The following is a 9,010-nucleotide window of genomic DNA, read 5'->3' as shown; positions in this document are numbered from 1 at the left end:
CTTTCCACAACCACTCATAAACTTTATATCTCTCATTCTACCATAAAACAAGCACAAACGTTTGTATTGCGATAACACAGATTAGAGGCAAAAATGGTAATTTTATGACAGAAAAAAAAACACGATTTAATTATCGTGCTCCTCCCTCAATCTATTCATCTAAAAATGGACGTCCATTTCATTTATTGGCCAATAACGTAAATCAACTTTGCCGACAACTTGACTAGCTGAGATAAAACCGAATTGGCGGCTGTCCCAACTACCTAATCGATTATCACCAAGGACAAACAATTTTCCATCAGGAACTATATTTTCACCGGTTATTTCCTTTAAACTGAAATCTCCAGTAATCCTGATTCCAGGTGATTTTTGTTTATAAACATTTAAAAATGGCTCTTCGTACTTGTGCCCATTTATATACAGTAGATCATCACGATATTCAATTTTATCCCCTGGCAGCCCAATAATACGTTTGACAAAGTCCTCTTTTTCATTGGCATGAAAAACGATGACATCAAATCTGTTCAATTCCCCGACTTGATAACCAAGCTTGTTGACTACCAGTTTGTTACCATCCTGCAGCGTCGGCATCATCGATTCGCCTTCTACCACATAATTTGAAAAGAAAAATGTACGAATAAAAGCAAAAATAATGATACCAATCGCAAAAGCCTTTGCCCATTCCATGCCTTCCTTTTTCCATTCAATCTTCATTAAAGCTCCTCCGTTTCTCCTGCTTATAATTTCTATCTATTTCACCATTATGGTCAGTTTCCGTGCCCTTATTCATTCTGCCTTCAATTCTTTTACCAACATACCAAAGAATGAAAATAACAAGCAATACTACAACAGTCCGAAGAGGCTTCGTCAGTAATGACTGAATATCATAGCCAACAAAACTAATCGTGAAAATCATCACCATTTTCCCAATACACACGGACAGCATGTATTGGGAAAATCGAATTTTGGAAAGACCAGCGACAATGTTAACAACTGCCGAGGGTGTAAATGGAAAACAAAGCAGTAGAAAGAGTGGGCCAAACCCATGACGATCTACCCAGTCCATTAGCTTACGGACTTGAGGGTGCTTAGGTAAAAAGGATAATAACCTTTTTTGCCCATACCTTCTAATAAGCGAAAATACGAGCATTGCCCCGATACAGGCTCCAAGCCATGAATACAAAAATCCTAACCAAAGTCCAAAGGCACTGGCATTAGCCATTACAAATAAAAACAATGGGAGAAATGGCAAGAATGCTTCAATGACAATAAGCAATACGCCTGGTATGGGTCCAAGGGCTCGGTATTCTTGAATAAGACTCATAATATGTTCAAGCGTAAACCATGCTTTTAATGATTCAATATCCATCCGGTTTCTCCTCATTTTTTACTAATTAGCTGTGCCTATGATTACTTTGTAATAAATTGATGGAGTGCCTCTTTATTTTTTTCGACATCGATCTCTAATACGGCTCCCTCCCCTGAGACTCGAGCATCGGAATAGCTATTTTCAACAGGAATCCGTAAAGTATCGATATTTCCTCGATCATTCGAAAAGAAATCTTTAGCCATAAATGTTATGTCGGAAGTGCTCATATTTGTATTCACATAAGGCGTGACAACACCAATTAGCTTCGGGAGTTTTGGAATCGTTTGGAGGCCCATCAATTGGTCCCCAATGGCCTTAACCGCTTTTTGTTGACGTTCTACCCTTCCAAAATCACCAATCGCATCATGACGGTAGCGGACATACCCGAGCATTTCTGCTCCATTTAATTTTTGCAGACCTGGTTCTAAAGTGACATCAATATTTTTTGACATTTTCTTTTCTACATCGATTTCTACACCATTGGGAAATGCTTCATCAATTAGTTGCACAAATCCTTGAAAGTCCACAATGACATAGTATTGGAGGTCAATATCAAAATTTTGCTTAATAGTTTGTCTCATTAATTCTGGACCACCGCGTGCGAATGCGGAGTTAACTTTATGCTTTCCATGCCCCGGAATCTCAAGGTAACTGTCCCTCATAATAGAAGTTAGTTTAAATGTTCCTTTGTCTTCATTATAATGAACAATCATGATTGTATCTGCCCGAGATTTTTCCTTTCCTCTAGCATCACTACCAAGCACGAGGATATTTGTCCCCCCATACTGATCCTTTTTTCCTTCGAAATCATAGACAACATTAGATGCTTTGTTATTCATTTTTTTTAATGATTGGTTAACGCCCTGCTTGTATTGATAATAAGCATAACCTGCCCCTGCACCTATTATCAGTAAGAAGACAAGTAAAACGGATGGCCATCTTCTCTTTTTCTTGGTTTGATATTTATCAGATCTCATTGTTTATCACCTATTCATCCAGGTTTTTTATTCTTCTAAATTTATAACTGTTTTTTCTTTTTCAGGGTTTCTTCATTTAATTCATTTTCCCCTATCAGATATCCTTCTATTAATAAAAACTTTCTCATATATCAACTAAACATTTCAATAAATAAAACTCGCCCAATGACGAGTTTTTGTAAATGGAAAGTCCTATTGCTTTTGACGGTTCTTTTTTGTAAAATAAAGAGGAACGTTTGTTCGTTTAATATAGAAAGGTGTGACTGAAAAAATGACCAGAATCCCCGAAGATGATCGAGACATAATGGAAAAGGCTATGTATTTACCAATGGTTCTAATTATCTTAAACAGGGATTTAACTGTAGTTGCAAATAGCCCGTTTAAATTAAAACAACCATATTTGGATTTGATTGAGGAAACGATGAAGGAGATCCAAAGGGAACTTGCTGAGGTAAAACTATATATGAAAAAGAATAAGCTTCAGGTGATTGAAACAAAACGGGACGATGCTTTTACGTTGTACAGGTTTATTTATAAAGGCTATGAAGAAAATCATAATTACTTTAATCCAAGAATCCGCAACAAAGTCCAAGAATTAATGGAGGCCTATTTATTAAAAAAACATCTGTCCCGTTAATAGTTAAGAAAATTCAACCCTTTATTTCGGGTCTTTTGAATGGGAATCAGCATCATATTCACGGGATCTTTCTAAGGCATTTAACGATTGGGGCCCGTTAGGCTGATAAAATAACTTTCTCCCATTACTTTCTATTCTTTGCAAAAGTTTTGTTTTTAGTAATGAGGTTCTTAACATTTGCCCCTCAATTGTACCAATTGGAACTGGAAAAATGTGAGATTGCTTATTGCGGAAAATAATCATCGTTTTCTTAGAGGATACGCGACGATAACACTCCACATGCTCAAGTGAAATCCATATACACTCAGGAGTTAGCGGCGATACAGTAGGAAAAAAATAGATGTGGTTAATTGGTTCAATTACAATTGGGATTTTTCGAGTATAGCCAATTAGTTGTCTTGTTCCCTTTTTCCTGCTTTCGTAATCAACACCAAAATAAACGCAGCCTTTTTTGATGATATCCAATGGCTTAAAGGGTGACAAGAATTCATCTTCTATTTCTACTGCACGTGAATAAATTTTCCCTCCATATGTCACCGGTTCTACAAACATCGTCCACGTATTTATCTCATATTCTTCGATTTGAGGATGCTTCAACCCATTCAACTCCTTTTCATATTATCCACCATATCTTACCACTATTGGTTTTTAATTCCCTCACTTTTCTGAATTGTTCCTAATTTATTCACAAAATTCATGTCAAAGAAATATTTATCAGAAAATTATAAAAACTAATGATATTCTTCAAAAAAAACCATATAATTTTAAAAAGCAACAGAGGTGATTTTCATGAATGAAAAATCATACACGGAATTAATGAAACTAGGAGCCATGAAACGAAATCGTCTGAAAGAGAACTTCGTCCAAGATTTATACATCGAAATGCTGTTGTCCGAAATTCAACTAAAAGTAGAAAAAGAAAAATTATTACAGAAAATTGATGTGGCCATTGATTGTCAAGACAAAAAGTCATTCCTCCTTCTATCCGGACAGCTCAATGAAATCAACAAACGATTTGGAACGTAGAATTTTGTTAAAGCCGTCATAGATTGACGGCTTTTTCATTGTATATTTTTCTAACGCATAAATAGAAAATGTAAGTGGACGAAGGCTCGTAAATAACATATTTTTGTAAAAAAAAAGACTGTAGACATATCAAAATGTCTCAGCCTTCCATGGATTGTATTTATTTGTTCCTTTGTTTAACTTCATAATCTTCAAGCATCGAAATTCTATCAAGCATTGAAGGATGGGTATAGCGGAAAATTTTCACCAATAGCGGTGGATTTACTTGACTTAATCCAGAGCGGGTTAATTCCTGAAAAGAAGTAATCGCTGCTTCTGGATTTTTGGTCATCTCAATCGCATATTTGTCAGCGCGTGTTTCCTGATAACGAGAAGTAAAATTCGTCAGTGGACTTGCAGCAAATAGGAGCATCGAAAGAATCATAAAAAATAATGGAAGTGATCGGATATCTCTAACGTCTGAGATATTTAATTCCTTGCCCCAGCGTCTTGTTGCCCAATTCATAATCCGATACGTCAAATACAATCCGAGCAGCGAAATTAGCAAATATCCAGCAATTCCAAAATAAATATGTTTCTCGACATAATGGCACATTTCATGAGCCATTATAAATAAAATTTGATCATCTGTTAATTTATTTAAGGTAGTATCCCACAGGACAATCCGAGCATTAGAGCCAATTCCTGTAACATAGGCATTTAAAGCATTCGTTTCCTCTGACTTATTCACTTCAAAAACATTTTGTGCTGGAATATCAGCCTTATCGGCCAAAGCCAGTATCTTCGTTTCCAATTCCTTATTTGTTAATGGATAAAAGTCATTGTATAACGGGTCAATAACAACTGGCTGGAGAAACATCATAAATAATGTAAATGGAATCGATAAAAGCCATCCATAAAGCCACCACCGCTTTTGACTTTTCTTCATGAGCCAGTATAATACGGGGACAATGATCAACCATGTCCCATAATTAAGCCAAAAGTCAATCAACTCATCCTTCATCCAGGAAGCGAAGGTTTGAGTTGAAATATGATATGTTTTTGATAAAGAAAAACTAATATAGCTGAGAGGAAATGTCGCCAAATAAGCGAATACCGATAACCAAATAAGATAAATGGCTGTTTGAAGGAGCTTATATTTTGATGAGTTTTCCGCCCAGCGCTTGAATGCCTTGGAAAAACCAAATAATAAAATTAAGAAATATAAAAGCCATTCAAACGGAGTAGATAGGAAAAATAATAAATTCCTTATTTTTGAATACTCCTCGCTCAGCATAAGTTCCCTGCCATTTAAAAAGGTTGTCGGGTCCGCCTTTGATCCTTCGAATTCAAATGGCAGGTTTGTATCGGCAAAATGGAATAAATACCAATAAAAAAATAATCCATATAGAATGTAGCCCATAACCGCATAGACTCCCATTTTTCTCGCCATATTTGTCCTCCTTTGTGTACAGACTCTCTATACTTAGTTTAGTTAAAAAAGGACAAATTAGAACTGTAAAAGTGACCTGCCCAACTATTTAAGAATTAGTTACTGACAGTTTTGGCTACTTGTGCCTTTAGTGCCCTCCTTAATATTTTCCCAGTTGTATTTTTTGGAAGTTCTTCGATAAATTCAATCGAAGATGGAAGTTTATATTTAGCCAAGTGTTCCCTGCAATAATCTAGTAATTGTTCTGCCGTTAGCCCTGGATTCTTACTTACAACATAGGCTTTAACAGCCTCACCAAGATTTGGGTCTGGAACGCCGAGGACAGCCACTTCTAGGACATCCGAATGGTTATAAATAACCTCCTCCACTTCTCGCGGGTAGACATTATAGCCTCCAACAAGGATTAGATCCTTTTTTCGGTCGACAATATAAAAATACCCATCTTCATCCATTCTGGCGAGGTCACCGGTATGAAGCCACCCATTCCGAATGGCCGCCGCCGTCTCATCTGGCATTTTATAATACCCCTTCATTACATTGGGACCACGAACAATAAGTTCACCCACCTCACCAACGGGTACTTCCTCACCAAGCTCATTCAGAATTTTATTTTCGACACGCAGGATAGATGTTCCAATTGAACCGGGCTTGCGCGGGCGGTCTAGCGGATTAAAGCAAGTAACAGGTGAAGCCTCCGATAAACCATAACCTTCAGATACTACAACATTAAACTTTTGTTCGAAATTCTTTAAGAGGGCAACAGGCAATGAAGCTCCTCCTGAAATACAAAAGCGTAAGGATTTTAGGTCATCAGGATTGCCATCAGGAAATTGGAAGAGGAAATTATACATGGTCGGGACACCAGCAAAAACAGTCGCCTGATTATCTTTGATAAGCTCAAAAATTTCCTTTGGACTAAATTTGGGTGCAATTAATAGTGTCGCCCCACTTAATAAAGGTGCATTTAAAGCAACTGTCAAGCAGAAAACATGGAACATCGGCAGAACCGTTACTATTCTATCATCGGGATTCATTTTCAAGTATTCGCTGACATCTTTAGCGTTACTATACAAATTCTTATGAGTTAACATAGCACCTTTTGGTTTGCCAGTTGTACCCGAGGTATAAAGAATAATGGCTGTATCATCGTCTCCGAGATTTGGTCCCTTAAAGTTTAATTCTCCAGAAGCCACGATCGCTGTAAACGATTTCATTTTTGAAGAGCCTGAGAGGTTTTCAATTTTCGATTCTATTCTGCTATTTGGGGTCGTTTCACAAAAAATATAATGCTTAATTTTAGGTAGGAAAGTATGCACTTTTTCGACTAACGGGATCGCATAGTCAAGAGCGATCACTACTTTGACATCGCCATTATTTAATATGTAGCTAATCTCATCTGCAGTATAAATAGGATTCACGGGAATAACAGTTACCCCTAACCGTAATGCCCCATATAAGCTGATTACAAAGTGAGGGGAGTTACCCAACAATAATGCGATATGATCCCCCTTTCCCACCCCTAATTTTTCGAGACCCGATGCAAATTTCGTAATTGCCCCATCCAATTCAGCATAAGTACATATTTGGTCCATAAAATGATAGGCCGGTTTAGTGGAAAAGTTCTTCGCAGATTCTTCAAACTGTGATAAAAGATTCATATTTCTCCCCCTAAGTTGAATGAATACTCATTCACAAAATTGTTACAATTTTCTAAATATATTATATTAAAAGAAAGTAATCTATTCAAGTATAATACTAAAAATTCACACAAAAATGAAAACACAGCGCAATAAACGCTGTGCCCTGGTCTTAGTATAGTAAGTTTAAAAACTCATCTTTCGTAACACTTCCAAAGTAATGGGTTGTATCAATATCTGCAAGCGCCTTGTCAATTTCATTTTTTCCATAGCGAGTGCCTATTAACTTCTCCTCAATTTCACTTACCTCACCAACACCAAAAAAGTCACCGTAGATTTTACAATTTTCAATGACACCTTTATTAACTTCAAGGCGGACATCAATGGAGCCTACTGGGAAGCGGTGAGAGTGCTGTAGATTGAACTTAGGTGATTTCCCATAGTTCCATTCCCAGTTTTGATAGCGTTCTTTTGATAGCTGGTAAATCTTTTCCCAATCCTCGTCCGTCAAAACATATTCTGGTATTTCATCTTGCCCTTCAAAAATATTCTTTAACAATAAAGACCGGAATTCATCAATTTCCACCTTTTCAGTAAGAAACTCAGAAATATTGGCAACCCGGCTGCGGACTGATTTAATTCCTTTTGATTCGATTTTATCTTTTTTTACTTTTAAAGCTGATACTACATTTTCGATTTCTGAATTAAGCATCAATGTACCATGGCTAAACATTCTGCCCTTTGTTGAAAATTGGGCATTACCAGAGATTTTTCGACCTCCAACCTCTAAATCATTTCTGCCACTTAATTCCGCATTTACTCCTAATTTTTTCAATGCTGCCACGACCGGTTCTGTGAATTTACGGAAGTTGTGAAAACTTTCCCCGTCATCCTTGGTAATAAAACTAAAGTTTAAATTTCCAAGATCATGATAAACCGCTCCACCGCCTGAAAGCCTGCGGACCACTTTTATTCCATTTCCTCCCACATACTCCGTATTAATTTCTTCAATAGTATTTTGATTCTTTCCAATTATGATAGAAGGTTCATTTATGTAAAATAATAAATACGTTTCATTAATATCAAGATTCTTCAGTGCGTACTCTTCGATTGCCAAATTTATCTGCGGATCGGTGATCCCTTTATTATCGATGAATAACATAGTTTACTTCCCCTTTTTATAGTGAAATAGATTGAAATTCTTCTGCAAGTATGATTATACCAGTAAATTCACTGGCAGCCTCGGTGATTAACTCAGTTATTGAGCCATAATGCGGCAAATGGGTAAGAATTAATTGCTTAACATCAGCTTTTTGAGCAAATTTTCCAGCGTCGATACTATTCATATGTCCTGCAGACTTACCGTTTTGATGTCCGTAAAGGTTGCACTCACACAATAATACATCCGCATTCCGACTAAACTCGATAAATTCTTCCTTAAAGGAGCTGTCAGCAGTGTAGACGATTGCTTTTCCATTTGCCTCTATTCTCATTGCATAACAAGGGACTGGATGGTCTGTTTTTAGAAATGAAACCTGAAATGGACCAACTGTGAGAATATCACTAGGATTATAGGCTACTCCTTTTGTAATCTCTTTATAGGTTAATTTGCTAAATTCATATGGATCCATATCATGACCATATAGAGTTAGTGTTGGGGTCTTCTTTCCTAAAAACCCTTGGATTAATCTCGCATGCTGCAAAACACCAATATCTGCAATGTGATCGGGGTGATAATGCGAAAGTAAAACAGCATCCAGTTCTTCGGGCTGGATAATATTTTGGAGCTTAGAAAGTACCCCGCTTCCACAATCGATTAATAGACGAAATCCCTCATGTTCAAGTAAATAACCCGAGCTAGCCGCATTCAGTTTCGGATATCCACCCCAAAAACCAATAACCGTAAGTTTCAAATTAAACTCCTCCAATTCA

At 36.9% G+C, this 9,010-nt stretch carries 10 protein-coding genes; 2 read left to right on the top strand and 8 right to left on the bottom strand.

Annotated elements, in window-relative coordinates; genetic code table 11:
* Positions 1-159: 159 nt before the first annotated feature.
* Genes lepB through COE25_RS12190 form a run of 3 tightly spaced genes read right to left on the bottom strand, consistent with a single transcriptional unit; the run spans position 160 to position 2,346 of the window.
* Entirely contained in the window at positions 160-714 is a 555-nt protein-coding gene (lepB, locus tag COE25_RS12200) for a signal peptidase I (protein WP_088086023.1), read from the bottom strand.
* A complete protein-coding gene (locus tag COE25_RS12195; protein WP_088086022.1) occupies positions 704-1,369 on the bottom strand; it encodes a TVP38/TMEM64 family protein in 666 nt (221 codons plus the stop codon). The genes lepB and COE25_RS12195 overlap by 11 nt, the downstream gene beginning before the upstream one ends.
* 41 nt (positions 1,370-1,410) lie before the next feature.
* Complete coding sequence (locus tag COE25_RS12190; protein WP_098932840.1) at positions 1,411-2,346, bottom strand: LCP family protein; 936 nt, start codon at positions 2,344-2,346, stop codon at positions 1,411-1,413.
* A gap of 271 nt (positions 2,347-2,617) precedes the next feature.
* On the opposite strand from COE25_RS12190, the gene COE25_RS12185 reads away from it, so the two are divergent.
* The gene (locus tag COE25_RS12185; protein ID WP_088086020.1) at positions 2,618-2,983 is read left to right on the top strand and encodes a YhjD family protein; all 366 of its coding nucleotides are present in this window, start codon (positions 2,618-2,620) and stop codon (positions 2,981-2,983) included.
* A 21-nt stretch (positions 2,984-3,004) separates the two neighbouring features.
* On the opposite strand, the gene COE25_RS12180 is transcribed toward COE25_RS12185, so the two are convergent.
* On the bottom strand, positions 3,005-3,580 hold the full coding sequence (locus COE25_RS12180; protein ID WP_257208788.1) for a competence protein ComK: 576 nt from the start codon (positions 3,578-3,580) through the stop codon (positions 3,005-3,007).
* A 192-nt stretch (positions 3,581-3,772) separates the two neighbouring features.
* Here COE25_RS12180 and COE25_RS12175 point away from each other — a divergent pair, with 192 nt between their 5' ends.
* Positions 3,773-4,009, top strand: a complete 237-nt coding sequence (locus COE25_RS12175; protein WP_088086018.1) for an IDEAL domain-containing protein — start codon at positions 3,773-3,775, stop codon at positions 4,007-4,009.
* A 160-nt stretch (positions 4,010-4,169) separates the two neighbouring features.
* Here the strand turns inward: COE25_RS12175 and COE25_RS12170 are convergent, their stop codons facing one another.
* The 4 genes from COE25_RS12170 to COE25_RS12155 form a co-directional block, all read right to left on the bottom strand.
* On the bottom strand, positions 4,170-5,441 hold the full coding sequence (locus COE25_RS12170) for a M48 family metallopeptidase (RefSeq protein ID WP_098932838.1): 1,272 nt from the start codon (positions 5,439-5,441) through the stop codon (positions 4,170-4,172).
* Between the two features lie 95 nt (positions 5,442-5,536).
* Positions 5,537-7,099 (bottom strand): fatty acid--CoA ligase family protein, encoded by a 1,563-nt coding sequence (locus COE25_RS12165; protein WP_098932837.1) that lies wholly within the window; start codon positions 7,097-7,099, stop codon positions 5,537-5,539.
* Between the two features lie 151 nt (positions 7,100-7,250).
* Entirely contained in the window at positions 7,251-8,240 is a 990-nt protein-coding gene (gene lplA, locus COE25_RS12160) for a lipoate--protein ligase (RefSeq protein ID WP_098932836.1), read from the bottom strand.
* 16 nt (positions 8,241-8,256) lie between these two features.
* Positions 8,257-8,991: an MBL fold metallo-hydrolase gene (locus COE25_RS12155; RefSeq protein WP_098932835.1), complete on the bottom strand. Its 735-nt coding sequence runs from the start codon at positions 8,989-8,991 to the stop codon at positions 8,257-8,259.
* Between the last annotated feature and the right edge of the window lie 19 nt (positions 8,992-9,010).

Origin of the sequence: Bacillus sp. AFS031507, from assembly GCF_002584635.1 — a bacterium.
Lineage (GTDB): Bacteria > Bacillota > Bacilli > Bacillales > Cytobacillaceae > Neobacillus.
Note: the sequence above shows the minus strand (reverse complement) of the source record. Positions and strands in the feature narration are given on the sequence as shown.